This window comes from Microvirga lotononidis (assembly GCF_034627025.1).
Taxonomy (GTDB): domain Bacteria; phylum Pseudomonadota; class Alphaproteobacteria; order Rhizobiales; family Beijerinckiaceae; genus Microvirga; species Microvirga lotononidis.
The window spans coordinates 1,051,109-1,077,247 of record NZ_CP141049.1; the positions used below are offsets into that span (position 1 = coordinate 1,051,109).

General features: G+C 62.7%; 17 protein-coding genes and 7 pseudogenes. 10 read left to right on the plus strand and 14 right to left on the minus strand.

The annotated features are described in order from the left end of the window. Positions 1–102: 102 nt before the first annotated feature. The gene (locus tag U0023_RS28860; RefSeq protein WP_009489072.1) at positions 103–1,227 is read right to left on the minus strand and encodes an IS4 family transposase; all 1,125 of its coding nucleotides are present in this window, start codon (positions 1,225–1,227) and stop codon (positions 103–105) included. A 155-nt stretch (positions 1,228–1,382) separates the two neighbouring features. Between U0023_RS28860 and U0023_RS28865 the strand changes: the two are divergent. The 3 genes and pseudogenes from U0023_RS28865 to U0023_RS28875 form a co-directional block, all read left to right on the plus strand. Further along, positions 1,383–1,996, plus strand: a pseudogene (locus tag U0023_RS28865) (transposase); the annotation flags it as partial. A gap of 466 nt (positions 1,997–2,462) precedes the next feature. Beyond that, on the plus strand, positions 2,463–3,113 hold the full coding sequence (gene bluB, locus U0023_RS28870) for a 5,6-dimethylbenzimidazole synthase (RefSeq protein ID WP_009495277.1): 651 nt from the start codon (positions 2,463–2,465) through the stop codon (positions 3,111–3,113). Positions 3,114–3,392: 279 nt separating this feature from the next. Beyond that, positions 3,393–4,148: a hypothetical protein gene (locus tag U0023_RS28875; protein ID WP_009495278.1), complete on the plus strand. Its 756-nt coding sequence runs from the start codon at positions 3,393–3,395 to the stop codon at positions 4,146–4,148. Positions 4,149–4,445: 297 nt separating this feature from the next. Here the strand turns inward: U0023_RS28875 and U0023_RS28880 are convergent, their stop codons facing one another. From U0023_RS28880 to U0023_RS28890, 3 genes and pseudogenes are all read right to left on the minus strand, one after another. Then, positions 4,446–4,976 carry an IS110 family transposase gene (locus U0023_RS28880; protein ID WP_009495279.1) on the minus strand — a complete coding sequence of 177 codons (531 nt, stop codon included), beginning with the start codon at positions 4,974–4,976 and terminating at the stop codon, positions 4,446–4,448. A gap of 116 nt (positions 4,977–5,092) precedes the next feature. Further along, positions 5,093–6,382, minus strand: a pseudogene (locus tag U0023_RS28885) (transposase); the annotation flags it as partial. A 10-nt stretch (positions 6,383–6,392) separates the two neighbouring features. Then, a pseudogene (locus tag U0023_RS28890) lies at positions 6,393–7,565 on the minus strand (IS3 family transposase). A gap of 307 nt (positions 7,566–7,872) precedes the next feature. Here U0023_RS28890 and U0023_RS28895 point away from each other — a divergent pair. Then, positions 7,873–9,135, plus strand: a complete 1,263-nt coding sequence (locus tag U0023_RS28895) for an IS256 family transposase (RefSeq protein ID WP_009488662.1) — start codon at positions 7,873–7,875, stop codon at positions 9,133–9,135. A gap of 42 nt (positions 9,136–9,177) precedes the next feature. Here the strand turns inward: U0023_RS28895 and U0023_RS28900 are convergent. Then, positions 9,178–10,623: pseudogene (locus U0023_RS28900) on the minus strand (IS1182 family transposase); the annotation flags it as partial. Between the two features lie 75 nt (positions 10,624–10,698). Between U0023_RS28900 and U0023_RS28905 the strand changes: the two are divergent. Continuing rightward, a complete protein-coding gene (locus U0023_RS28905) occupies positions 10,699–10,929 on the plus strand; it encodes a DUF6429 family protein (protein WP_009495284.1) in 231 nt (76 codons plus the stop codon). Positions 10,930–10,931: 2 nt separating this feature from the next. On the opposite strand, the gene tnpC is transcribed toward U0023_RS28905, so the two are convergent. From tnpC to U0023_RS28940, 7 genes and pseudogenes are all read right to left on the minus strand, one after another. After that, positions 10,932–12,548, minus strand: a complete 1,617-nt coding sequence (gene tnpC, locus U0023_RS28910; RefSeq protein ID WP_009495285.1) for an IS66 family transposase — start codon at positions 12,546–12,548, stop codon at positions 10,932–10,934. A gap of 96 nt (positions 12,549–12,644) precedes the next feature. Further along, positions 12,645–12,992: an IS66 family insertion sequence element accessory protein TnpB gene (gene tnpB, locus U0023_RS28915; protein ID WP_009495286.1), complete on the minus strand. Its 348-nt coding sequence runs from the start codon at positions 12,990–12,992 to the stop codon at positions 12,645–12,647. Then, positions 12,989–13,360 (minus strand): IS66-like element accessory protein TnpA, encoded by a 372-nt coding sequence (gene tnpA / locus U0023_RS28920; protein ID WP_009495287.1) that lies wholly within the window; start codon positions 13,358–13,360, stop codon positions 12,989–12,991. Before tnpA ends, tnpB begins: the two co-directional genes overlap by 4 nt. A 209-nt stretch (positions 13,361–13,569) precedes the next feature. Continuing rightward, positions 13,570–13,917 (minus strand): winged helix-turn-helix domain-containing protein, encoded by a 348-nt coding sequence (locus tag U0023_RS28925; protein WP_245273183.1) that lies wholly within the window; start codon positions 13,915–13,917, stop codon positions 13,570–13,572. A gap of 317 nt (positions 13,918–14,234) precedes the next feature. Then, positions 14,235–14,636: a hypothetical protein gene (locus U0023_RS28930; RefSeq protein ID WP_009495291.1), complete on the minus strand. Its 402-nt coding sequence runs from the start codon at positions 14,634–14,636 to the stop codon at positions 14,235–14,237. Between the two features lie 138 nt (positions 14,637–14,774). After that, positions 14,775–18,102 (minus strand): annotated as a pseudogene (locus U0023_RS28935) (M10 family metallopeptidase C-terminal domain-containing protein). Positions 18,103–18,584: 482 nt separating this feature from the next. Then, the gene (locus U0023_RS28940) at positions 18,585–18,869 is read right to left on the minus strand and encodes a hypothetical protein (protein WP_040639770.1); all 285 of its coding nucleotides are present in this window, start codon (positions 18,867–18,869) and stop codon (positions 18,585–18,587) included. 572 nt (positions 18,870–19,441) lie between these two features. Here U0023_RS28940 and U0023_RS28945 point away from each other — a divergent pair. Beyond that, positions 19,442–20,227 carry a DMT family transporter gene (locus U0023_RS28945; RefSeq protein WP_245273185.1) on the plus strand — a complete coding sequence of 262 codons (786 nt, stop codon included), beginning with the start codon at positions 19,442–19,444 and terminating at the stop codon, positions 20,225–20,227. Positions 20,228–20,265: 38 nt separating this feature from the next. Here the strand turns inward: U0023_RS28945 and U0023_RS35755 are convergent, their stop codons facing one another. Beyond that, positions 20,266–20,481, minus strand: a complete 216-nt coding sequence (locus tag U0023_RS35755; RefSeq protein ID WP_009495298.1) for a hypothetical protein — start codon at positions 20,479–20,481, stop codon at positions 20,266–20,268. A gap of 10 nt (positions 20,482–20,491) precedes the next feature. Further along, positions 20,492–20,922, minus strand: a pseudogene (locus tag U0023_RS35760) (transposase); the annotation flags it as partial. A gap of 204 nt (positions 20,923–21,126) precedes the next feature. Between U0023_RS35760 and U0023_RS28955 the strand changes: the two are divergent. The 4 genes and pseudogenes from U0023_RS28955 to U0023_RS28970 all read left to right on the plus strand — a co-directional run bounded on the left by U0023_RS28955 (position 21,127) and on the right by U0023_RS28970 (position 26,066). Next, positions 21,127–22,155, plus strand: coding sequence for an IS110 family RNA-guided transposase (locus U0023_RS28955; protein ID WP_040637926.1), 1,029 nt, complete (start codon positions 21,127–21,129; stop codon positions 22,153–22,155). A gap of 354 nt (positions 22,156–22,509) precedes the next feature. Then, the gene (locus tag U0023_RS28960; RefSeq protein WP_009489155.1) at positions 22,510–23,778 is read left to right on the plus strand and encodes an IS256 family transposase; all 1,269 of its coding nucleotides are present in this window, start codon (positions 22,510–22,512) and stop codon (positions 23,776–23,778) included. A gap of 33 nt (positions 23,779–23,811) precedes the next feature. Next, positions 23,812–24,793: pseudogene (locus U0023_RS28965) on the plus strand (ISKra4 family transposase); the annotation flags it as partial. A gap of 241 nt (positions 24,794–25,034) precedes the next feature. Then, positions 25,035–26,066: an IS110 family RNA-guided transposase gene (locus U0023_RS28970; RefSeq protein ID WP_322883817.1), complete on the plus strand. Its 1,032-nt coding sequence runs from the start codon at positions 25,035–25,037 to the stop codon at positions 26,064–26,066. The last annotated feature ends 73 nt before the right edge of the window (positions 26,067–26,139 follow it).

Genomic DNA, 26,139 nt, shown 5'->3' on the forward strand with positions numbered 1-26,139 from the left:
CAGGGCAATTCCCTGGCTCCGGCTGGCGCAAGTGCAACGGCAACCGCCACCAACTTAACCTGAGCTGTCCGAAGCTGCTCAGGCAGAATTTGTCATTTGTGATTAAACCATCTCGACCTTCCAGCGCATGACGTACCAGTCGAGCATCTGGATCGCGTCGGCGCGGGAACGCACCGGCAGATCCGTGATCAGCTTCCAGTCAATCCGCGCCCGGTCTTTGGGGGTGTGACGTTCCTGCGCGTGGATCACCGTCAGGGTCAGAGCCGGATAGCGCTTCTGCTTGCCGACCGGCGGCAGAACATGGATGCGGCGATACCTGAGCTCCACCACCGCCAGGCTCACAGCGCCTTTTGGGCTGCGGACCTCGACCTGATGCCGTCCTCTGACCGTCACCTCCTGCATCTCGTCCGCAATGGTGTGCTGGCCATCACCCGCCAGCCGATCCACGCAGGTCCGCACCAGGAAGTGCGTGCCCAAAGCCTGAGCCGTGCAGAAGAACCCGTAGATGTCGTTCTCGCGGTCGCCGATATGGATGCAGCGTTCCGGCGCGCCAAACAGCGCCACGGACTGCTTCATGCACTCGAGCCAGCGGATGCTCTCCTTCTGGTCGATCGGCACCCGGGTCGGGTTGATCCTGCGCTTGAGTTCCTTGGTGCCTTTGAACTGAGCTCTCGTCCAGAACTTGATCGCCGACAGCCCGAGTGGCAGCCCCTCTGCGGTTACGGCCAGGCAGGAGTGCATCAGCAGCCCGCACACCGTGTGCATCCTGTAGCGGCCTTCCTTGTCGCGCCCGCTGTTGACCCGGCAGATGGACCCAATCCGCCGGGGCTGTGCGCGCTGGTAGGGCAGTTCCGTAGTGTCCTGAATGACCAGGATCGGGCCATCGACCGCAGCAAAGCGGCTGCGGGTGGCCTGGAAGTGGCCCTGAAGGATCGCGTGCTCGGAGACTTTGGCATTGGACAGGAAGCGATAGGCTGCTTTGGTGTTGGCCCAGTCCTGGCAGGCCAGCGGAAGGCTGCCTCCGACGGCGCCGGCAATCTGGACGAGAAGCTTGCGGAGGCGCCGGCCGAGACGTTGATCGGGCAAGCTGCAGCCGGCGAGCTCCCGATCGACCCAGGCGACGACATCCGCAGCATCGTCAATGGAGTGGGGTGCCGGGAGCGAGGCCCTCGTCATGGTGTGGCACCCGCACAGCCGCAGCTTCGCGGGCCAGAGATCACCTGACATGATCCCGGCCTGCGGGTCTGAGCATGATTACGGGAGGGATGAGATAGAACCCAGTCCATGGGGCACCTCTCTCCAGGGATGAGGAGCCAGACAGGGAATCATGCCGGTTTCAGCCAGGCAAGCGCTGCCGTTCAACGCCAGAATTGTGGGTAATTGCAAGGTGGCAGGTCCAGGTTCGTCACTATCGGCCGCTGGTCGAACGCATCATCAGACAGAGCGAGCGGCGGGTGCTGGCCGGTGAGCCGGTCCCCGCCAGCGAGAAGTTGGTGAGCCTGTTCGAAGAGCATGCCGATATCATCGTCAAAGGCAGCCGCGATACTGATATGGTCACAAACTCAACCTCACCACCGGCAGGAGTGGCATGATCCTCGATCTGGTGATCGAAGCCGGTAACCCGGCCGACAGCGACCGCTTGCTGCCGATGCTGGCGCGCCACGTCGCCCTCTATGGCCAAGCGCCGCGGCAAGCGGCGGCCGATGGCGGCTTTGCCACACGCAACAACCTGGCCACAGCGAAGGCGTGGGGCGTCTGCGACATGGCCTTCCACAAGAAAGCCGGCCTTCGGATCGAGGACATGGTCAGAAGCAAATGGGTTTATCGCAAGCTGCGCAACTTCCGTGCCGGCATCGAAGCCGGCATCTCATGCCTCAAGCGCGCTTACGGCTTGGCGCGTTGCACCTGGCGCGGCCTCGATCATTTCAAGGCTTATGTCTGGTCCTCGGTCGTGGCCTACAACCTCGTCCTCTTCACACGCCTCAACTCAAGCTGACGCCGATCTGCCGTTTGGAATCCGTGGTACCGGTCCAACATCGGTCTCGCGGCGTGCACTTCATCGCGCCCGTGATGCCGGTTTCGCCAAAAACGGCGCGGTCTTCGCTGTCAATGCCCCTACAATCGCTTCTCGATGAGCGTAAGTGCCTGCAAACGCCCCAAAATATGTGCGTTTGTGGACGGAAACTAGTCTAGGAGATCCGCCGACCGGCGGAGTGATGTCCCTTGTCGGGACGAGGCAACAGCCATCGCGTGGGCTTTGTTGCGGCCTGAGACCTGATCCTCAGGGAGCAGATTGACCGCGTCTGCAACATAGCGAGGCTGAAGCTTCCGACCCCATCATGCGGCGGTGTCTGCCGACCGCGGAGAGAACCATGACCCGACAGGTGATATCAGCCGAACTGACGGAAAGGGCCGCTCCAAGGGCTTGACCAGAATCCCCGGAGTAAGAGAACAGAGCCCGTATGAGGACTGGACGTTCACCGCCTATCCCTAACTTTGCGCAGGGGTTCCGCCATCAGCTTCGCGAGCTGTTCGTCTGGCGCCGGGATGTTCGTCACTTCCGGTCAACTCCGATCTCGCCAGACGTGCTCACGGGTCTGCTTGAACTAGCTCATCTGGCACCTTCGGTGGGCCTGAGCCAGCCCTGGCGCTTCGTTCTCGTTGAGAATCCGCAACGGCGAGCCGCTATCGTCCAGAACTTTGAGGTCTGCAACGCGCAGGCCCTGATGGATGAACCTGTGGAGCGCGCTCAGGTTTATGCCAGGCTCAAGCTGGCCGGCTTGCAGGAGGCGCCGGTTCATCTGGCCGTATTTGCCGAGGGCACCACGCTGCAAGGTCATGGCCTGGGCCGGCGCACCATGCCCGAGACTGTGCAGTATTCGGCCGTGATGGCCATCCACACCCTGTGGCTGGCGGCGCGGGTCGAGGGAATCGGGGTCGGCTGGGTGTCGATCCTGGATCCTGCCACCGTTGCCATGATCCTGGAGGTACCTTCGCACTGGACGTTTATCGGCTACCTGTGTCTGGGCTATCCTGCTCACACCGATGACACGCCGGAACTCGAACGCCAAGGCTGGCAGGCGCGGACAAAGATGCAGCTTCTGCGGCGCTGACCCTGGTTGCCGTCTCTACGGGGTATGAGCATCGTCTGCGCTCGGGCCAGCGGGGCGATGTTACGCAAGCGCCGGTCTTGCTCGCAGGCCCGACACGTCCTTGCCTCTAAGGCCTATGACAGCAATGCGTTACGCTCGACCATCACCGCAATGGGAGCCGCAGCCGTCATCCCTTGCAATCCGCCCCCAAACAGCCGATCCCCTACGACTTCGACGCCTCGCCTGTGCCCTGATCTGCCAGCGTTTGACTGACGGGAACGCGATCATGAGAGGGCGGCCATGACCCGGACCGAGATTCTGGCGCCCTATCGCCCGATCCGGGCAGGGATCCGCCGTGTGCTGAGCGAAGCGACGAAGGCGTGCGGCCGGGCGGATCTGAACCGGGCCATCAGGCAGGTTGCTCCGTGGGCTGAGGCGGAGGCGCTGGAGGAGGAGTTCACAGCCGAAATGCTGGTCGATGTCGCACTGTTCGAGCCGAACCAGCGTGGCCGGCGTGCTTTCGACCGCTTTCTCGCCGAGAAAGGCGAGAGCATGACCGAGGTGGATTGGGCCTTGGCCGAGCGCATGGCCGGGGCGTGGTTCTCGATCTTCCGGGTGGCCGAGCGGCATGAGGCCGCCGGACTCTGGCTGGAGGATCTGCTGGCCGGACAGCGTCGCGTCTGGCTCGTCGACGAGGCCCTCGAGGTCTCCGCCTCCGAAGATGCTGTCATCGGCTTGCGGCTGTTCGATGCAGGGCCGTTCCATGCCGGCTTTGGCATTATCGTGGCGCCCGACGCCGAGACACTCGACTTCTGCCTGGCAGCGAAGGAACGCGGTGAGCCCTTGCCGTTCCGCCATTCCCTGGCCGCGACACTCTACGGTGACCAGCCCCGGGCCAACGCACCGCCTGGCCCTGCCGACCTCGCCTTGCTGGAGATCTTGACGGAGATGCGGATCTCGTCCCCGTCAGCGCAGACGATGCCTGGGACGAAGAAGGCTGGCCGCCAGCCACTATCCAATCCACGCAACACACCGCAGCCTCGAAAAAGGAGGTAATTGGGATCGGCTCTTACCTCGACTCGTATGAGGCGGATGATCAAGCGTTCTCATCGTGAGACCCATCACCGAATGCAGCGGCTGGGTGGGTAAGCCGGGTCAAGCGAGCCTTCTGCTCGCGTTGTCCACTCGTATCCGGCGGAACCAGGGTTCCTGACCAAGATGCCTCATTCAGGCAAGCCGGCTTGAGGAGGTGGGACCCATCTTTGGCGACGGCAGCAAACCCTGTCCAGCTCCGGTCACACACCATCCCGCCCGTCCGGTGCATTCTCCAGCGATGCGCCGGCCGAATCTTTGTTAGGCCGCTTTCAGGCACGCTCCCTCTGGTACAAGGCCTGTAGTGAGATACCGCCACAAAGCCACCAGGAGCTTGCGGGCGAGCGCCACGGCGTTGATCTTGCGGATACGGCCCCGGGCGGGTCCCACCCGCTCGTGGAACCAGCGCGCCAGCTTGCTCTCCGGCCGGTACCGCAGCCACAACCAGGCCAGCTCAATCATCGCCTTGCGCAGGAGCGGATTGCCGGCCTTCGAGATCCCCTGTTCGCGCTGCCGCTGACCGCTGTCAAACGGACTGGGGGTGAGCCCGGCATAGGCCGCCACCTCCTTTCGGGTGGCAAACGGGCGATCCAGCCCCTCGCGCACTGGGATCGTGGCCAACTCGGTGCCGATGCCGCCGAGCCTGGCCAGACAGGCGATCGTCTCCGCATCGGCATCACCAGCCTCAGGCTCCATCACCGCGGCATCGCGCGCTCTCTCGACCGCTACGATCTGCTCCAGCACCAGTTCCAGCCGCTTGAACTCGCGTTCGATTCCCCCTGCAGCCGGCATGGCAGCTCATGCCCATCGCCAGTGCGCAGTTCGCCCAAGCGCTCCCATCGGTCCTGCCGCAGGGGCTGGAAGTCGTAGATGGACTTGTTTCGGGAAAGATACTGCTGGCGAATTCATCATGCTGGGATGGGAGCCATCATGAGCTTGGTGAATGCGGATTGCCGTGTTCGTGCGAGCGGCGTGTCCGCGAACCAAGCCCCTAGCCGGATGAGGTTCATGGCAGCCGCCGTCAGCACGTGTTGCAGATGCGTCTTGGCAAGACCGATGTAGCGCGAGCGCCGCAGATGCAGGACCCGAACGCCCGCCGAAATCGTTCCCTCGATCCCGGCGCGCTGCCGGTAGTCCCGTGCGAAGGTTGGTTGTGCTTCACGGGTCCGAGCAGCTTCGAGCGTCTCGTGTTCCTCTCGCGGTCGGAGCGTGAGAAGGCGCCGGGCACTGCGGGTGCATTGCCGCTTTAACGGACACGGCCGACAATCGCTTGTTGAGAAGCGAACTTTGAATGCGGTCCGTCCCTGATGGTAATCCGGCCCCCAACTTCGGCTCTCGCGTCTGGCCGGACAGATTGCCACTTCCCGCTCCCAGTCGAGGAGGAAGTCCTGCACCGTGAAGCCCTCGCCCGACCGGGCCTGCCACTGGTAGTCCTTGGGAGCCGGCCCTAACAGCGTGACGCCCTTCCTCCGGCTGGCGACAAGTTGGTCGGCCGCGACATAGCCGGCATCGACAAGATGAGTGTCAGGCAGCAGACCTTTGGCCTCAAGGGCCTCATGGATGTCTTCGAGAGCGTCGCGATCGACAACAGGTGCCGGCGTGGTCTCCACATGCGTGATCAAGTGTGGTCCGCCCTCGTCGCACGTCTCGGTCAGATGGACCTTGTAGCCGATCCAGATCGTGGACTGCTTCTTGGCGTAGTGCACCTGCGGATCGTAGGGCGAGGCGACCATCAACAGCGAGGGTGGAAACCCCTCCTGGTCAGTCCGCCACCGCACCAGGGGAGTGGCCTCAGGTCCGGCAGCCGGGTCATCGCCAATGATGGAGAAGTTCTGAAGCCAGGCCTGCCGCAGCAACTCAACAGCCGGGATCTGCCGCAGCCATATTGGCGCGCCAGGAGCCATGATGGCCGCGAGCAACTGATGACCATCGCGACCGATCTGCTCGGCATGAGCGCGCCGCTTCGCCTCGCCTTGCGGCACGTCATGATCGCCCGCCCGCCGATCATAGCGCTCCAGCCAAGCAGGATCAGCATGGACGCGCAGCCATTCGGGCGCTGCGGACGCCAATGCATTCAGGGCAGCGCGCAGCGTCTCTGTCACGCATTCAAGACGATTCAGAGAGCGGACGGCCCCAAGCACATGGGTAGAGTCGGTGCGCTGGCGGCCCCGGGCGTTCACCAGCTTCTGCGCCCGGCATGGTCTTGCTTCAGTTTAGTGGAGAGCGGTTTTGTAGCGGTCCGGCCAGCCTTTCAAACTGAACCGGGCTGACATAGTCCAGTGTCGAATGACGCCGGACGGGATTGTAGAAGCCATCGATGTAACGACCAATTGCCGCCTTGGCCTTAACTCTCGTCTGGAAGACGGTGCGCCAGACCAACTCGGACTTCAAGGTCTTGAAGAAGGTCTCGACCACCGAATTATCGTAACAGTTCCCTGTCCCGGACATCGAGATCCGGATGCCGTGCTTCCTCAGCTCGGCCTGATACGCGATCGAACAATACTGGACGGCCGCGGTCCGCGTGGTGGGTCAGCCCCTCACCGGGTCTGCGGATCGCCAGAGCCTTGCGCAGCGCCTCGAGCGCGAGTTCCTTGTGCAGCCGGTCACTCACCGCCCAACCAACCACCCGGCGAGCAAACAGATCGAGGACCACGGCCAGATACAGCCAGCCCTCGTTCGTCCACACGTATGAGATATCGGCGTTCCATTTCTGGTTCGGACGAGTGGCTGAGAAATCCTGCTCGAGCAGGTTGGGTGCGATCGGAAAGGCGTGGTGGCTGTCAGTGGTGCGTTTGAAGCGCCGCTTCTGCCGCACCTTGAGGCCATTCTCCCGCATCAGCCGGGCGGTCCGACGGCGACCGACTTGCAGTCCTTCATCCTGCAGCTCGCGGGTCATGCGTGGACTGCCATAGGTCCCCTTCGAGAGGGTGAAGGCCGAGCGGATGTGGGCCAACAGCACCAGATCCTCCCGCTGGCGCGGGCTGGCTGGACGCGATCTCCAGGCGAAGTAGCCGCTGGGGCTGACATCGAGGACGTGGCACAGACGGGTGACGGGGAAGCTCTCTTTCGCCGCATCGATGAACCGGAACTTCATCGACTTCCCTCCTTGGCGAAAAAAGCTGTTGCCCGCTTCAGGATCTCCCGCTCCTGACGCAGGATCTCGTTCTCGCGCCGCAGCCGCTTCAGCTCGGTCGCCATGTCCTCCTGCCGCTCCTCGGGCGGAGCGTCGATCTCGTGCTCATGGCGACGGTCGATCCAGCTGCGCAGGGTCGACAGGCCGACGCCGAGATCCTCAGCAATCGCCCGTCGGCTGCGGCCGCTGGTCAGAGCGAGCCGCACCGCCTCATCCCGAAACTCTCTCGTAAAGCGTGTGTGGGGCATGGAGCACCTCCTGGATGATAAGAAGTGCTCTCCACTTTCCCGATACTGCTGGCGAGTTCGTCACGCTGGGGTCGGAGCCATCATGAGCTTGGTAATTGCGGATTGACGAGTTTGCGCAAGTGGTGCGCCACTAATCCAAGCACCAATACGGATTGACGCGTTCGTGCAAGCGGTGTGCCGGTAATCCAGGCAGCGGGTGCCGTCCGGGAGGTGGTAGACTTTTGAGGGTGGCGTAGTCTCCGGGTGCTGCAACCCACACAGCGGGATTCGGGCGTTGGAGCGCTCCGGTCCCGTGGGAGACCACGCCATGACGGACCTTATCAGCAAGACAGATGCTGCGCATCCTGCCGGCCAGCCGCAAGCCCGGCTTTTCGACGATTGGATCGACCCGATCGAGACCGGCGTGCGCGAGCGGGTGCGGGGCTGGATCGAAGCCCTCATTCAGGCGGAACTCGAGGCGGCTCTGGGCCGGCCGCGCTATGGCCGCAAGGAGCGTCCCGCACCACCCGCCTCCACTCACGGCTATCGCCATGGCAGCCGCTGCCGCAGCCTGACCGGCACCTTTGGCCAGACAGAGATTTCGGTGCCGCGAGCGCGCTTGCGTACCGAGGATGGCCGCACCACTGAGTGGAGAAGCGCAACCCTTCGGGCTTATCAGCGGCGCACCAAGGCCGCCGATGCGCTGATTGCCTCAGCGTATCTGGCCGGCACCAACACCCGGCGGGTCCGCCGGGCCTTAGCCGCCCTGTTCGGCGGAGCCATCGGCAAGGACACGGTCAGCCGGGTCTGGCGCAAGGTGCAGACCGACTGGCAAGCCTGGAACCAGCGCTCGCTCGCCGACGAGCCGATCGTCCGGCTGATCCTTGACGGCACGGTGGTGCGGGTCCGGCTCGACAGGAAGGCGACCTCGATTTCGCTGCTGGTGGTGATCGGGGTGCGCGAGGATGGCCAGAAGGTGCTGCTGGCGGTCAAGAACATGGGCGGGGAGACCACGGCCGCCTGGCGTGCGGTGCTCGACGACCTCGTGGCACGCCAGCTGCGCCGGCCGGCCTTTGTCATTGTGGATGGCGCGCCGGGCCTGGAGCAGGCGCTCGCGGCGGTGTGGGAGGGGGTCCCGCTGCAGCGCTGCACGGTGCATAAGCACCGCAATCTGCTCGCCCATGCGCCCAAGCGGCTGCATGAGGAGATCACGGCCGATTACACGGATATGATCTATGCCGCCACGGCCGAGGAGATGAAGGAGCGGCGCAAAGCCTTTGTTCGCAAATGGCAGCTGCGGCATCCGGCGGTGGCCGACAGCCTGGAGGAGGCCGGCGAGGCACTGTTTGCGTTCACAAAGCTGCCGCCCTCGCAGTGGAAGTCGGCCCGAACCACCAATGCGATCGAGCGGCTGCATGAGGAGTTCAAGCGGCGGATCAAGACCCAGACGGTGCTGCCTTCAGCGGCGACCGCGGCCATGCTGTTCTGGGCGCTGCTGGCGTCCGGCCAGATCACGATGCGCAAGGTCGATGGCTGGAAGACGCTTCCCAAAATCTCATCGAGCCAGGAGATGATTGACGTTGCTGCTTAACCCCATATCCTAAGCATGCTGGAGACTGCGCCACTCCAATTTCTACAGCCCTCGCGCCGCTGCCAGGCAGCGAGCCGTCAGCACGTGTTGCAGATGCGTTTTGGCGAGACCGATATAGCGCGAGCGCCGCAGATGCAGGACCCGGACGCCCGCCGAAATCGTTCCCTCGATGCCGGCGCGCTGTCGATACTCTTTTGAGAAGGCAAGCTGCTCCTCGCGCTGGCGAGCCGCTTCCAGCGTCTCGTGTTCCTCGCGTGGTCGTAGCGTGAGCAGGCGCCGCTCGCTTCGGGGACACTGTGTCTTCAGGGGACAAGGTCGACAATCTGTTGTCGAGAAGCGAACTTTGAAGGCGGTTCGCCTCTGATGGTAGTCGGGACTCCAGCTCTTGCTCTGATGCCCTGCCGGGCAGGTCGCGACTTCCCGCTCCCAATCGAGGAGGAAGTCCTGCATCGTGAAGCCCTCGCCTGACCGGACCTGCCACTGATAATCCTTGGGAGCCGGCCCTAAAAGCGTGACGCCTTTCTTCCGGCTGGCGACAAGCTGGTCAGCCGCAACATAACCGGCATCGGCCAGATGGATATCGGGCAGCAGACCCTTGGCTTCGAGCGCCGCATGGATGTCCTCGAGCGCGTCGCGATCAACGACGGGTGCCGGCGTGGTCGCCACGTGCGTTATCAGGTGTGGTCCGCCTTCGTCGCACGTCTCGGTCAGATGCACCTTGTAGCCGATCCAGATCGTTGATTGCTTCTTGGCGTAGTGCACCTGCGGATCGTAGGGCGAGGCGACCATCAGCAAGGAGGGTGGAAACCCCTCCTGATCAGTCCGCCACCGCACCCGAAGTGGCGCCGCAGTTCCTGTGGTCGGAGCATCGTCGATCAGGCAGAAGTTCTGGACCCAGGCCTGCCGCAACAACTCAACAGCCGGGATCTGTCGCAGCCATATTGGCGCACCAGGAGCCATGATGGCCGCAAGCAACTGATGACCATCGCGACCGATCTGCTCGGCGTGGGCGCGCCGCTTCGCCTCGCCTTGCGGCACCTCGTGATCGCCAGCCCGCCGGTCATATCGCTCCAGCCAGGCAGGATCCGCCTCAGCGCGCAGCCACGCGGGGGCGGCGATCGCCAAGGCATTCAGGGTAGCCCGCAGGGTCTCGGTCACGCACTCGAGGCGGTTCAGGAAGCGGACGGCTCCGAGGACATGGGTGGAGTCGGTGCGCTGCCGGCCCCGGGCGTTCAGCAGCTTCAGGTCACGGCACAGCGCCAGGAGAGTGTCGAGCAGATGCTCCTCCGCGCCGCCTGCCACAAGACGGCCGCGGAACTCGCTGAGAACCGAAGCGTCGAAGCCGGGATCGGTCAGCTCCAACCCTAGCAGATACTTCCAGTCGATGCGGCTGCGAACAGCATCGGCCGCCCGCCGGTCGGACAGGTTCTCGGCGAACTGGAGCAGGGTCACCAGCGCCAGCCGCCATGGGCATTCCGCCGGTTGTCCGCGATGGGCGAAGAGCGGCGGTATGCATCCGCGGAGGACCGCGGAATTTCGACCGCGGCGTGGTAAAGTGGCCGCATGGAGATCGACCACGACAAGATCGATGAGGCGGTTCTCGCCCTGCTGTGGCTGACGCTGCATGATGGCTATCGGGCCTGGAAGGGTTTTGACTGGGCAACGATGAACAGGCTCTATGAGAAGGGCCTGATCTGTGACCCGGTCAACAAGACCAAGTCCGTCGTGCTCACCGATGAGGGGCTCCAGAAGGCTGAGGAACTCTTCAAGGCGCTGTTTACGCGACAGCCCTGAGATCAGGCGGCCGCCTGCTGATCCCGCAAGGGCTCCCAGTTCCAGGGCAGGAGCTCGACAAGGCGCCTGGCTGGATGCTCCGGCAGTCGTGCCAGCACGTCAGCCAGCCAAGCGCGCGGGTCAACCTCATTGAGCTTGCAGGTCTCGACCAGCGTGTACAGCGCCGCTGCCCGATGGCCACCCACATCCGAGCCGGCAAACGTCCAGTTCCGGCGCCCGACGGCAATGCCGCGGATCGCCCGCTCGGCGGCATTGTTCGACAGGCAGACCCGCCCGTCGTCGAGGAAGAGCGCGAACGAAGCCCAGCGCCGCAGCATGTCATTGATGGCTTTGGCGGTCTCACTCTTGGGCGACAACCGTCCACGCTGAGCCCGCAACCAGCTCTCCAGATCATCCACCAGAGGCTTGGATTGAGCCACACGGACAGAGCGTCGCTCGTCAGGCGGCCGGCCGATGATTGCGCGCTCAATCGCAAACAGGGCATCGATGCGCTTGACCGCCTCGATCGCGATCGGTGCCTTCTTCAACTCAGCCAGTTCAAAGAATGGGCGGCGCGCATGTGCCCAACACGCTGCCTCAGTCGCCGTGCCGGTCGCACGACCCGGTTCATACAGTTGCCCGAAGCCGGAATAGGCATCCGCCTGCAGGATCCCGCTGTAGGTCTTCAGGAAAGACTGCGGGTGCTCACCCTTGCGATCGGCCGAGTAATAGTAAACGGCCGCGGGTGGATCGGCCCCGGCGAAGGGACGATCATCGCGCACCACGGTCCAGAGCCGACCGGTTTTGGTCTTGCCCTTGGCCAGCACCGGCACCGGCGTGTCATCCGCGTGCAGCCGCTCGGCTTTGAGGACATGCTCGGTGATCAGCGCACTCAGAGGCTGGGTCGCCACCGCGACCGCACCGATCCAGTCGCACAGGGTCGAGACATCGAGATCGACCCCTTCCTGGGCAAACACTGTGCTCTGGCGGGTCAGCGGCAGATGCAGCCCGAACTTGCCAACCGTGATCTCAGCCAGCAGGTGGGGACCGGCACGGCCGCGCGGAATGGCATGGAAGCGTGCGGGCGTCTCGGTGATCGTCTCGCAGGCTGCGCAGCTGAACTTCTCACGGACCGTCTCCACCACAACCCACCGCGCCGGAATGCGCTCCAGGGTCTCGCTCACGACTTCCCCGAGTTTGCGCAGGCCTCCGCCACAGCAGGCGCAGGCGGTCGGGCCAGGAAGGACAACGCGCCGGCGTGGCAGGTGTCCGGGCAAGGGCCGGCGGGCGGGCTTGGCCCGCTTCAACTCTTCGACCGTCCACTGGGGGACCTCCGGTGCTGCCGCGGCATCCTTCGCCTCGGCCTCGGCATCCAGGTGAGCGGCGCTCTCCTCCAGGTCCTCCAGAGCGAGCATCAGTTGTTCGAGACGGGCACTGCGTTCCGATGAGGTGCCGAAGTGCTGGCGGCGCAACTTGGCGATCTGCAGCTTGAGCCGTTCGATCTCGAGTTCCAGGGCATAGCGGACGGCGTGGGCTTGCGTGACTTCAAGCCGGGCGACTTCCAGCGCAGCGCGCGCGATCTCCAGATCCCCCGCCCGGGCTTCTGCCGCCAGGAGTGCGGCGCGCTCGGCGCGGATCATCGCGTGAGCGTCAGCCAGACTGGCGGGAAGCGGATCGGGGTGATTTGCCACGCTTCGAGTGTGCCACGGAAGCGTTGATTTGCAAGGCTTTGACGCTCATCCGGCGGCGGTCGGGCGCCAGGTTTGCTGGGGATTGCGCCAGTCGATGCCTTCCAAGAGATAGCCCAACTGCGCGGTGGAAATCGCCACCGTGCCGTCGGCCGGCGAGGGCCACAGAAAACGGCCCCGATCAATGCGCTTCGAGAACAAACACAGGCCCTGGCCGTCATACCAAAGAACCTTGATCAGATCGCCTCTGCGGCCCCGGAAGACGAACAGGTTGCCCGAATGCGGATCGCGCTGGAGCGTCTCCTGCACGAGCAGGGAGAGGCCGCCAGAACCTTTGCGCATATCGGTGTGGCCGGTGGCGAGCCACACGCGCACGCCGGTCGGGACCGGGATCATGCCAGGCTCTCCACCACCTGCAGCACCCGCCGCAGCGCCTCGGCATCGACCTCGCGATCCACGCGAATGCGGCGCCCGCGGCCCAGGACGATCTCGATCAGGCCGGTACGCCGCGATGGCGAGGCCACCGACGGAGCCTGGGCTGGGACGGGCGTGATCTCGACCGGCATGAAGGCGGGACCGACGTCACCCAGTCGGCCTTCGCGAGCCAGACGGCGCCAGGTGAAGACGACACTGGGCGCGAGCCCCTGACGGCGGGCCACTTCGGTCACCGTCACGCCCGGCTGCATTGTCTCTTCCACGATCTGGAGTTTGTCCGGGAGGCTCCAGCGCCGCCGGCGCTCTGTGCCGAGAACTTCGATCTTCATCGATCTACTGACCTTAAAGCGAGCCTTAAGGTCAGAACGTCACGCGCAAACCTCACTCTCACAAGAGGGCGCACACCGAGTGCATACGAGCGGCGCGAACTGGGCGTCGGTGAAGATCGTCCCAAGGTGGTCGCGCAAGCGCAGATAGGCATTGCCCTGGGGGAAGGCTGCACGGGCCACGGTTGCGGTCGAAGTCGGAACATCACCACTCACGGTTGGGTGAAGCGACATGGAACCCTCCAGGTCTGGACCCAAGCCCCTACAGCCTGAACGCAGACCTCCGCTCCAACGCATTCGCCAGCAGTATCTAAACTGAAGCAAATCCATGTGGCCGGGCGCTGCACGCTCAAGCCATGTGCCTTCAGGGGCCGCTCCAGATAGCGCTGATGATAGTGGATCTGAAACTCGCGCTCGATCAGGGCCGCAATGCGCTTCAGGGTCCAGCGCTCGGTCGCAAAGCCGGCGGCCATGGCACCCCGGTCCAGGAGCCGAGCCAGATGAGCCCAGGCCTCCTCCTCAAGCCGGGGCGCTCGTCCAGTTCTGGCTCGGGCGGCCAATCCGCGCCGGCCCTGCTGAGCCAGGGTGGCGGCCCAACGCGAGACACTGGCGCGACTGCCCCCAAGTTAAGTTGCCGGGCGATCTCGGCTTGGCAGAGCCGCCCCTGGCGCAACAGCCTCGCGGCCGCAAGGCGGCGCTCCTCCATCTGCCCCGGCGTCAGATGCGCCGGACGCCAAATGTTGTCCTCCATCGCGCACCTCCTCACGAGGATCGACACCGCCCTATGTTATACCACCTTCGTGAAGATCATTAGGTGATCAGCCGTCGACATCGGTTTCGAGATGAGTTCTTGTAGTCAGCCATTGGTCTTGGCCCGTCAATACATAACTGCGTTGAGTGTGACATAGACGGGCGAACCCGCCTCGAACTGTGCGCTGCCCCGCGCGACCAGCCAGCCATCCGCACGCTCCAGGCGCGCAACGATCTGCAGCGTTGGCGAAGCAGTCGAGCTTGCGGGCGGGGACAAGGAAAAGGCTATCGCCTTTAACCCGCCGTCGCTTTTGGTGCGCGTTTTCGCGGCGCGACGTCGCGAATCATCCTGAATGGCAGGGTCCTCGAGATAAATCTCAAGATGACCTTCCGGGATAACCGCGCCGCCCTCGAACGTGACTGCGCCGCGAATATCTGTCGATTGCGCAGCGACTGGCCCGGTGGCCGCGGCGACAGCCGCAGCTCCGGCGGTCATTAATACTGTGCGGCGGTCGATCGGGCACTTCATCACACACTCTCCATGATCGCCCCGCAAGACCCGTGCGGTGGCGGCATTGCCGCTCAGCTTGTAATTCGAAAAGAGAAACCAATTGCAACTGTAATACAATTAGGTGGGGCGCCCGAAAGCGCCCCACCTGCGCTCGCGTTAGATGATAATGAAGTCGGCAGCCGAAACATTCAGATTTTTGCTCAGCCGCGCAAACTGAATGGCTGCAACTGGTCCGGCGCCATCGGCGTCATAGAACAAGGCGCCGCTATCTGTATCGTAGATGATGCGATCGTTGGCGTCATGAGCGACGCCCGCCTTACTCCTGTGAAATGCGCCCAAAGCGAGAGCGCCATCGCCACCCACGCTCGCGAAGATGAGGTTGTCCAGCAGGATCGTGTCGTCGGTGGCCTTGAAGTCCTTGATCCAATCGACATTGCCGTTCCCTAGCGCCGTCGAGAAGCGGAAAGTATCCTCTCCCGCGCCGCCGGTGAGCGTGTCGGACGCCAGACCACCATCCAGCAGATCGCTGCCGCCGCCGCCGGTGAGCTTATCGGATCCCGCAACGCCCGGCTGAGCCGGCGCAGGGGGAAACTCGACCGATACGTTCAACTCATATGTCGAGCCTTCCGGCACAACTTCCGCCCAGCCATTGCCCGGCGCCGTCTCTGACCAGCTGCCTTCCACGATGTAATAAGTTCCGGTCTCCTGGACAACAAATGCCACGCTTGAGTCCCGGTTGCTTGTAGAGCCGGGGTCGCCGCCGCCATCATCGTTCTGAGCGACGATATTTCCGTCACTGTCGAGCAGCCTAAGCCAACTGTCATGGACATTCGGATCGGCAATTCCGTCAATGTCGATCGTAATGACCGTACCGGCCGCCAGATTGACCTTATAGTATCCGCCCTGACCGTTTCCGGTGGCGTTGACAGTCGTATGGAGGATCGTCGTCGAATCGAAGATATCGGGATCGCTGGCGAGCGAGAAGTTGTTGGAGATGTCGAACGCGGCTGCGATCGAATTGTTCGCCACGTCCGGCCCCAGCGTGGCGTAGCCGGTTCCCATGCCAGGGCGCGGCGGCGCGTCGCCCTGATAGGCGAAATCGCCGAGCAGGGTGTCATCGCCACGGCCGCCGTCGATCGTGTCGTTCCCGCCTTGGCCGGTCAATACGTTGGCTGCGCCGTTGCCGGTCAGTCGGTCGTTGAATCCCGAGCCTGCCAGATTCTCGATGGAGACATACCTGTCTCCGCCGGACTTGCCTCCAGCGAGAGTTAGCCTAACGCTGCTCGCTGCATCAGCGTAATCTGCCGTGTCGCTGCCGGCTCCGCCGTTCAATCGGTCGGCACCGCCGCCGCCAGTCAGCGTGTCGTCGCCAGCGCCGCCGGAGAGCTCATTGGCCTGGGCATTGCCGATGAGATGGTCATCAACAGATGAACCGACGGCATTTTCAAAGCCGACGAGTATATCGTGCCGGATAGCTGTGCCTCGGCCAACGATTTGCACCGTACCATCACCGTCGCCACCGGTGGCTGTGCCGCTAGCAAGATTGATCGTCACACCACCAGTGCTGCCTGTGTAGACGACGGTATCGATGCCGGAACCACCATCCAGATAGTCTTGACCCGCGCCGCCAATGATCGTATCGTTCCCGGCTTCCCCATACAGGATGTCGCCATCGTTGCCGCCATCCAGGACGTCATTGCCGCCGCCGCCATTGAAATAATCTCCGCCGCCTCGGCCCCAGAAATGATTTGCGGTGGATGTGCCGATGAAGCGGTCGATGCGGTCATCGGAGCCAATCAGGTTTTCAATGCTGTAGAAAGTATCACCCGAGGCTGTGCCGCCGCTGGCGACGTTCGTGGCGAGGTTGACGAGCAGTTGGGAGGGGCTCTCCTTGCTATAATCGACTGTGTCGACTCCGGCGCCGCCCCTGAATATATCTACTCCGTCCTGGCCGCTCAGCGTGTCATCGCCGGCGCCGCCGTCGAGAATATCGTTGCCCTGGCCGCCAAGAATGACGTCGTTACCGCCGCCACCGTAGAGTGCGTCGTTACCATCATCGCTTTCGGTCTGGTCTTCAAGGTCGGCGACATCGATCGTGTTGTTGACGTCGCGACTGGCGAGCGAGTCGCGGCCGCCAATGATCAGGTCGTCACCTCCCAGGCCGAAGATCGTGTCGTCGCCGGCGCCGCCCCCAAGCGTATCATTTCCGTTGTCGCCGAAGATGAGGCTTTTCATCGTGTTGTCGCCGACGCTGGGTGGCGTCTCGCTGCCGCCGCCAGGCTGGATCGTCGACTCATCGGCGTAGATGATGTTTTCGACGTTGGCGACTTTCCTGATTTTCAAGTTCCTGGCGAGGAGGATGATCGTGTCATTGCCGTCGTTGAACTCCTCCCGAACGATGTCGTCTGGTGAATCGACGAAATAGATATCGTCGCCACCGTTGCCTGCCATCCGGTCGTCGCCGCCTCGGCCGTCCAGAACGTTGGCCCCATCGTTGCCGATCAGGATGTCGTCGTACCTGCTGCCGACGCCGTTCTCGATGTAGTAGTCGGTTCCATCCGCGTTGTGTCCGGAGAAGATCGATACATTGTTGCTGTGACCATTGACGCTGGAGAAGTGTCCGGCGCGCAAGTCAAGGATCGTGCCTGCCGTCGAGCCGGAGAAGTCGATCGTGTCGGTCCCGCCGGTGTCATGGATCGCGAAGCCGATATCATGCTGCATGCCCGAGGCGGTCAGCTGATAGCCGAGTTGCATGCTGCCGAAGCCGTAGACATTGTCGCCCGTGTTGAGGTCGATGTGCTGGTAGGTGCGCACCCCATTCGCATCGACGGTGGAGAAGAAGCGGCGAATGACGGCCTCGATGTCAGCCATAAGGGGCGTCGAGGCGGACCAGCGGCTGGTCTCGCCGACATCGATCCCATCGAAATAGGACATGACGCTGTATTGCTGGCGATCATAAGTCCAGGTCGCATTGTTCAGATAGTTGATCTGCACGCCGCCCGGGCCGCTGTAATTGTAGAGCCCGGGATGGTTGAGGCCGAATTCATGGCCGAATTCATGGATGAAGGCATCGAAGACGTAACCGCCGACATCCGTCTTGTTGGGTTCCGTGTCATGGAAACGCTGACCGATGCTGACATAGCGGTTGCTCGAATAGGCGCTGCCATCGTCCTGCTCGCCTAGCTCGGGGCTGACAACCTCGATCCAGTCCGTTGCGCTGTTGAATGGCGCATCGTCGACGATCTCGAATTTCAGGGGGGTGACAGAGGACCACATTTGTAAGGCGCCGATAGCGGCGGCCTTGTACTCGGGGTGGTCGTTGAGCTCGTAAACGTTGATCCTCAGCGTTCGCTGGCGTTAGGCTACGGCCCATTGCCCCAAGATAATCAAGAAAGGAGTCATAGTCCTCGTTCTTGCCATAAGGGTTGTCTGGCGTTTGATCGTTGACCCACCACTGGTCGCTAGTTTGGCTTGGATTCGGCATCGTAGGGTTCCTCTCTCACGGCTGTGCGTAGTTCATGGCTACACTGGTTTGAAGTTACTAATTTCCCGCAGGCATGGCTCACGGCCGCCTGTCAGCGCCTTACACACTGTGCAAACCTCGTGCACACTGTGCAAACCTCGTGCCAATTTGGTGGATCGAGCCTCAGAAGAAATGTTGTGCAGATTATTCAAGGGCTTCCATGAGAGCGCGGCAGGACGCCGGGCCGCACAGCACCGTGGCGTGGACCTGACAAACCCGACAGCAGGTGTCGGGGACCCGACGTTTGTCCAGGGATGGCGGACAGATTTTCTCCGTGGGAACAGCGCAATTCGCGCGTCATTCAACCGCGTTCGGCTATGTCCGATGTCCGACACTGTCAGACATGCGACATAGCCGTATGAGAGCCATCATGCTGTTTTGAAATCATTTTCTCCTTTGGCACGGTACATGCTTAGAGGTAGTACATGCTTAGAGGTACATGCTTAGAAATGCGCGCTGAGCTGCGAACGCGGCACAGACTGAGGAGAAATCGTCCCATGATCACGCTCACCGACAATGCCGTCGCCGCCGTGAACATCGCAATCGGCAGAGCCGCCGACACCGCGCCGTCGCCAATCTCGCTCCAGGTAGATCCACCAGCTTGGCATCAGGCTACGCATTTGCAACACGATCGCGGCGACAGCTGACGCACCCAGGACCAGACTGGCGAACAAGCCGATCCAGCCGATGTATCGCTCTATTGCCTCCTCCGAGAAGCGATAGTGCATCTAACGTATTGTTCTATGGGACGGCACATTCGTCGGCAATCTGGACATCCTCCCGGGCATGGCTCCAAATACACGAGAAGACGACAGATCGAAGCGATCCAAGTGCCCTGCAGATCTCGGTATAGCGAGCGGCACACTCGGACAATGAGCCTCGGGAGAACAGTTTTGCAATGTGTTCGCCAGACCTCTTGTTCAAAGGTTCGCCCTCCGCTCGGATGATACAATGACGGAGTTGGCATAGAACCTGCTTGGGAGTAATCGGGCTTGCGGCACGCTCTCCTATCATCTGACTTGCACGGTGCACAATCGACGGCTTCAGCCGTTATAGATTGTGGATCAGGCGCACTCAGTGCTCCGGCTGCATGCCAATCTTGGCTGGAAGCAGGCAGCCCTCACCAGGGGCCGGGCATCGGTCAGTCAACCACAATGACGGGTTATCAGCAGGTAGGCGCGGATGTGTACCTGCTGACTGCCCGGGCGGCAAACTTCTAGCTCTTGGTTGTGGTATCATGGTCAAAGGACTCGTTCTCGCTTTCCTGGCCTTCGCGGTCTTCGCGTGGGGCGATGTCGTCGTGAAGAAAATCGGGAGCGACCTTGATCCGTTTGAGGTGACTTTCTTCGGCTCCGTCATTCCTCTGGTCTTTGCGCCTGCCTTCATGACGCCGGGCAGCCGTGTTTTTGACCTCGTGCGCTGGAACAGGCCTTGGCTAATGGCGATCCGGCTCGTGTGTGCCGCCGCGGCAACCCCGCTCAGCGTCATGACGTTCAGGCGCCTGCCTTATACCGAGGCCTTCGCGTTGCTGTTCCTCACGCCGAGTCTGGTCACGATCCTGTCGGCCTTCGTGCTGAAGGAGCAAGTCAGATGGCGCCGGGGGCTTGCCCTGTGCGCGGCCTTCCTGGGTGTTCTCATGGTCGTGAAGCCAAGTTTCGAGGAACTTCTGTCCTGGCACTTTGTAGCCCTCGCCAGTGCGCTGTGCTCAGCGGCCGTCGTGATCACCGGCCGCATGATCGGGCATACGGAAGAACGGTTCACCCTCATTGGCACCGTCTTCCTGTCAACGGCAGCTTTGTCCGGGCTTCTCATGATCCCTAGCTTCACCTGGCCAACGTCAGACCAGTGGCTTCTTCTGACCGCCTTTGCGGCGACAACGTTTATCGCACAGGCGCTGCTTACGATCGCAACGCCGTATGTCCCCGCGGACCGGGTGTCGTCGGCGCAGTACAGTCAAATCCTGTGGGCGCTGGGGATTGGGCCTTTCTTCCACGAGTGGCCTGGTACCCTGACATTTGTCGGCATCGTCATTGTCGTTGGTGCTGACCTGTTCATCTTCTCGCAGGAGCATGACGTTAGTGCGTAATTCAGATGGGGGTCGCGTTAACGCCCTGACGTCGGGGCTCAGGTGATGCGGTGGTATACCGGCATGCCAAGGCGGGTCATGACGTTGACGATCTTGCAGCCAGCCGCGGCTTCGGTCTTTTGCGGAGGCAGACTTCGGGCGTGGAGGCGGCGCCCCATTACGGTCTTGTAGCGCATCATCGCCACCTCGCTCAACGACCGGCGGCCATACTTGACCGCCTTCTGCCAGCTGAGCCGACCCTGCTCCTGGATCATCCGGAGGTGCCGATCGCGGTGGGATGATCACAGCGGCGGCAGGGTCCCGCTGAGCGATGATGCGGTACACGGGATCGCCATCGTACGCGCCATCGGCCGTAATCGCAGCGATCGGGCCTGAGATCTGATCCAGCAGCGGTCCGACCTGTGAGGCATCGCCGTCTTCCGTGGTCGTCAGCTCTGAAGCAACGATCTCACCGATGTCGGGATCAACAGCAAGGTGTAACTTGCGCCAGGTCCGGTGCCCTTGGCCACCATGCTTCTCGCGCTGCCATTCGCCGGACCCGACCACCTTCAGGCCCGTGGGTCGATCACCACGCTCACCGGCCTGCTTGCTGTTCTCACCGCCTTGGCGACGGTTAGGTTAGCGCTGCGGCGCGAGAAGGTGGTGTGATCGGGGACCGGGAGGTCCAGGCCGAGCAGACGCAGGATCAGGGCAAGGCCCTGCTGGCAGCCGCTCAGCAGCGGATCGTCGAGGCTCAGGTCAACGGTTGGCTTGAGAAGCACTGGCACTGCGCGATTAGTGGTCGCAAGCTCCGGTGCACAGCTATGGTGGAACCTGATGGAGTGGATGCCCCCTCCTGACGGCATCACAATGTGCCAAGGTGGTGATCTGAGGATCATTCACAAATGGAGAGGGCATCCGTGACAGACGTTAACATCATTGGTCTCGACCTTGCAAAGCGTGTCTTTCAGGCGCACGGCGCCCGCGCCGATGGGAGCGTGGCCTTTCGCCGGAAACTGACCCGCCAGCAGGTTCTGACGTTCTTCTCCAAGCAGCCACGTTGCATTGTTGCGATGGAGGCCTGCGCCACAGCGCATGACTGGGGCCGCGAACTTCAGGTTCTCGGGCATGAAGTGCGGCTCATCCCGCCGGTCTATGTAAAACCTTTCGTTAAGCGCCAGAAGAACGACGCGGCGGACGCAGAGGCCATCGCCGAGGCGGCGGCACGCCCGACCATGCGGTTCGTCACAGTCAAAACCGAGGAACAGCAGGCGCGAGCGATGGTCTTCCGCACGCGGGATCTTCTCGTGCGCCAACGCACGCAGCTGATCAATGCGCTGCGGGGGCATCTCGCCGAGCACGGCGTCGTCGCGCCACAGGGAACAGCCAAAGTGAAGCTGCTCAGCGATGTGATCGAGGACGTCAACACGACCCTTCAGCCACTGGTCGTCGAACTCGGTCGCCTCTATCTCGACCAGATCGCAGCCCTCGACGGCAAGATCGCGGATCTCGAGAGGGTGTTGAAACGCGAGGCCGCGCGTGGGGTGACGACGTCACGCCTGCAGACCATGCCCGGGATCGGGCCGATCACCGCAATGGCGATCGAAACCTTCGCACCGCCGATGGAGAGCTTCAGACGCGGACGCGACTTCGCCGCCTGGCTCGGGCTTGTCCCGGTCCAGCACTCCACCGGCGGCAAGCAGGTGCTCGGGCGCACCTCGAAGATGGGCCAGCGTGATATCCGACGTCTGCTCATCATCGGCGCGATGGCTGTCGTCAAGAGCGCAGGGCGCAAGAGCGCGCCGGAAGGCTCCTGGCTTGCCCGCATGCTGGCGCGCAAGCCGAGGATGCTCGTGGCCATTGCGCTGGCGAACAAGATGGCGCGGTCCGCCTGGGCCATGCTGACGAAAGGCGAGGACTTCAGAGTTCCGGCAGCAACGGCGTCGTGATCGGGAGATCCGGCATCGATCCTGCCGGTGCGTCAGGCGTGTGAGGAGGTCGAGGAACAGTAAGGGCAAAACGATCGGTCAGATCGGGAGCAGGAAAAGCATTATCACCCAAAGAGCTTCGCGCTCGGGAATTTGATCTGCACCTGCTCCGCGTATCTCCATACCGGCCAGCGGCATGATCATGGCCGCAACAGAAGGCCTGATACATGACCGCACCCGATCACATGCCGAAGCTGTTCAGAAATCCCTTGCGCGAACGGGGGCATCCATACATGGGTGATGACGGATTGAGAAAGGCGACGTATCGAGGCGGGTGTCGAGCCTGCCAGAACCTCTCCAGGAGAGCGATACGTCATGAACGAGACTACCAGCATTGTCCGCCTTCGTCAGCCCGACACGATCGACGATCCCCTGACCGATCTTCTCCGAGCCGGCGCGCGCAAGCTGCTGGCCCAAGCCATCGAGAGCGAGGCCGAGGCTTATCTGGCCAGCATGCGCGATCTCAAGCTGCCGGACGGCCGCGAGCGCCTGGTCCGGCACGGGCATGGCCCCGAGCGCATGCTCCAGACCTGCATCGGCCCGGTGGCGGTCCGCCGGGTCAAGATCCGCGACCGCGGCGCCACGGATGATGCCGACCGCATCCGCTTTACCTCGGCGATCCTGCCGAAATGGGCGCGGCGCACCAAAAGCTTGGATGCGCTGCTGCCGATCCTGTACCTGCGCGGGCTCTCGACCGGCGACTTCCAGGAGGCGCTCTCCGCCCTGCTCGGCCAGGATGCGCCCAACCTCTCGCCCTCGGTGGTCACCCGACTCACGGGCGAATGGCAGGGCGAGTACGAGCGTTGGCAGGCCCGCGATCTCTCGGCTCGGCGCTACGTCTATGTTTGGGCCGACGGCGTCTACCTGCAGGCCCGGATGGCGGACCAGGCTGAATGCATCCTGGTGCTGATCGGCGCCACCCCGGAGGGCAGGAAGGAGCTGATCGGCTTCCAGGCCGGCGTGCGCGAGAGTGCCCAGAGCTGGCGCGAGCTGCTGGTCGAGATCAAGCGGCGGGGTCTGTCGATTGCGCCTCACATTGCTGTGGGAGACGGAGCGCTGGGCTTCTGGAAGGCGCTCGACGAGCTCTTTCCCGGCACGCATCATCAACGCTGCTGGCTGCACAAGACCGCGAACGTGCTCAACAAGGTGCCCAAGTCCGTGCAGCCCGGCATGAAGGGGGCCCTGCGGGAGATCTATCTCGCCCCGACCCGCGCTCAGGCCGAGGTCGCCCTCGATCTGTTCGAGGACGCCTATGGCGCACGCTATCCGAAGGCGGTGGAGTGCCTGCGCAAGGACCAGCGGGCGCTGCTAGCCTTCTTCGACTGGCCGGCTGAGCACTGGATCCATCTGCGCACGACGAACCCGATTGAGAGCGTGTTTGCGACCGTGCGGCACCGCACCGTGCGCACCAAGGGCGCGCTGTCTCCAACGACTGCTCGCCTGATGGTGTTCAAACTCATCATGGCGGCTGCGAAAACCTGGCGCCGGCTGATGGGTGAAAACCAGTTGCCGAAGGTGATCGCTGGTGTCAGATTCCAGGACGGCAGCGAGGTCATCCCGCTGCCGACAAACAGCGCCGCCTGATCGGCCCCATCACCTAAATTCCGTCATAGCTGCCGATGCAAGGGCAGCTACCCGATCACCTTCCGGACCTTGTTTGGAGATGTCCAGCTCAAGAGCCCGCGCTACTACGTTCCCCAGGAACGACAGACCAATGATCCGGCGACGATCTCGCTGAGCAGCGAGCCTCATTCACGGAAGGCACAGATCCTCGAGATTGGGAGGGTCTGGCGCCCCCGAGGGCCGTATGGCTATTGGTCTGGACGGCGGCTACATCCGAGACTGGAGTGACAGAAAGCGGAACTTCGAGCTGATCGTGGGCCGGTCCATGCCCGAAGAGGGAGAGGCCCGGTATATCGGCTTCGTCCATAGCTATGATCACAAGCCGCAGCAACGCATCATCAACCCTCTCAGGCGCCAGGGCCTGCAGGCCAATCAGGATCTGACAGTCATTATGGATGGCGGTGAAGAGGTCCGCGCTCTGGCTGAGCGGATCAGCCCGTGCAGCGAGCATGTGCTCGACTGGATCCACATCACCATGCGGATCACGGTTCTGCGCCAGTTTGCGCAGGGCTTGGTGCACCACGACAAGGAAGCCGGGATGGCGATGCTCGATGAACTACGCCAGATCAAATGGTTCCTCTGGCATGGCAACACCTGCCGAGCTCGTGAGTCGATCGATGATCTGGTGCTTGATCTCGAAGCTCTCGACAATCGCTACCCCAATCTGCGCAAGTTCAGGACCACCATGCGGGAGTCCCAGGTCTACATCGCCAGCAACGAAGCCAGCTTGATCAACTATGGCGAGCGCTACCGGTCCGGCGAGCGGATTTCCTCAGCTTTTGTCGAGTTGACCGTGAATGCGGTGATCAGCAAGCGCTTTGCCCAGAAGCAGCAGATGCAGTGGAGCCGACGCGGGGCTCATCTGCTCCTGCAGACGCGGACCAAGACCCTGGATGGCTCGCTGCGTGCCACATTCGAGCACTGGTATTCCGGCATGAACGACAATGTTAGGTGCGATGGCCGGGTAGCTGCCTAATTGCCCCACAACTCCTCATACTCTTCTACTTGCAATACCAGCGCACGCACAGCAGAATGATCTCGACGGGAAAGCGGCGACGCTCGAACAGCGACACAGGAGCGGCACCTTAACAAACCGCCCCTCGTTATACAGCCGGCGTTAATGCAACATGGGATTATTCCGGGCCTGGTGCCCTTCGACGGCAAAGTAGGATCTGATGTAATTAGGCCCAAACTGGAAGCCAACGGAGAGTATCCTCATGAAGCAGTATGTCGGGTTGGATGTATCGCTGGAGCAGACAGCCGTCTGCATTGTCGACGAGCATGGGAAGGCGCTCTGGCGTGGCAAATGCGCCTCGACGCCCGAGGCCATTGCTGCAGTCGTTAAAGCGAGAGCCACGCATGTCGAGCGCATTGGCCTGGAAAGCGGCCCACTGTCGACCTGGCACTGGCATGAGTTGAAGAAGCGCGGCTTGCCTGTGATTTGCCTGGATGCGCGCCATGCGAAGGCGGCGCTGTCGCTGCAGGTGAACAAGACCGATCCCAATGATGCGCTGGGGCTGGCGCAGATCGTGCGCACGGGCTGGTACCGGGAGGTCACCGTCAAGAGCCTGGATAGCCAGGTGATCCGCAGCTTCCTCAGCTCACGCGCTCGCTTGGTGGAGGTGCGCGTGGACCTGATCAACCAGATCCGAGGCATGCTCAAGCCCTTTGGTCTGGTCGCTGGCAAGGGAGGCCGTCAGCCCTTCATCGACCGTGTGCGCGAACTGGTGGCCGATGGGCCGCTGAAGGATGCGGTTGAGGCACTCCTGAGCGCCTTGCAGGAGGTCAGCCGACAAATCGGCGTCCTCTCCCGTCGCCTCACGGGGCTGGCGCGCCAGGATCAGGCGGCCCGACGCCTGATGACGGCTCCCGGTGTCGGTTCTCTGGTTGCGTTGGCTTATATCAGTGTCATCGACACACCAGACCGATTCTCGAGCTCGTCCAGTGTAGGGGCTTACCTTGGCCTGACTCCACGACGGTATCAGTCAGGCGAGATCGACCGAAGTGGTCGGATCTCCAAGTGCGGCGATCCGTTGCTGCGCACGTATCTGTTTGAAGCGGCCGGGATCGTGCTGAACCGGGTCTCGCGCTGGTCTGCGCTGAAAGCCTGGGGCACCCGGCTCGCCAAGAAGGTGGGCGGCAAGAAGGCGACCGTTGCGGTCGCGCGTAAACTGGCGGTGATCCTGCACCGGATGTGGCGTGACAACACGGACTTCCGGTGGGCGCGTCAGGACGGGCAGGCCGCATAAGGTAGCCGCCTCAAGAGATCCGCCAGATCTGGCGGTACGATGTCCCTTGTCGGGACGAGGCAGCAGCCATCGC